Source organism: Mycobacterium sp. NAZ190054 (assembly GCF_001545925.1).
GTDB lineage: Bacteria > Actinomycetota > Actinomycetes > Mycobacteriales > Mycobacteriaceae > Mycobacterium.
This window is the reverse complement of the sequence record NZ_LMVQ01000522.1, coordinates 1-596: the sequence shown is the minus strand read 5'-3', so window position 1 is coordinate 596 and position 596 is coordinate 1. Positions and strand designations below refer to the sequence as shown.

Here is a 596-nt window from a genome sequence, read left to right as displayed (position 1 = left end):
ATCGTTGCGCGGTCTGTACTCCGGTGTGGTGCTCGTCGGTCTCGGGTTGGGCATGGTGGCCGGCCAGGGCACCGCCGCAGCCGGCCCCGCGCCCGAATCCGGCACGTCGCAGTCGCCGGACACCGCCTGGTAGGTCGCCATGGTGGTGGCGGCCTGGATCCACATCCGGACGTAGTCGGCCTCGTTCAGCGCGATCGGGATGGTGTTGAGGCCGAGGAAGTTGGTGGCCACCAGCACGGCGTGGGTGGTGTGGTTCAACGCGAGCTCCGGCAGCGTCGGCATGGTCGCCAGCGCGGTCGTGTACGCGGCCGCCGCGGTCTCGTGCTGCACCGCCGCGGCGGCACTGGAGGCACTCTGCTGTGCCAACCAGGCCAGATAGGGGGTGTGCGCCGCGACGTACTGTTCGGAGCTCGGCCCCTCCCACGCGCCACCCTGCACGCCGGCCAGGATGGTGGTGAGTTCGGCTGCCGCCGAGGCGTATTCGGTGCTCAGCGACTGCCACGCCCCCGCCGCGGCGAGCATCGACCCCGGACCGGGGCCGCTGCTCAGCAGCGCCGAGTGCACCTCGGGCGGCAGCGCCATCCAGACGGGGGCCG

At 72.3% G+C, this 596-nt stretch carries 1 protein-coding gene; it reads right to left on the bottom strand.

The annotated features are described in order from the left end of the window. Nucleotides 1-596, bottom strand: a 596-nt coding sequence (locus ASJ79_RS25270; RefSeq protein ID WP_231751031.1) for a PPE family protein, incomplete at both ends; no start/stop codon positions are given.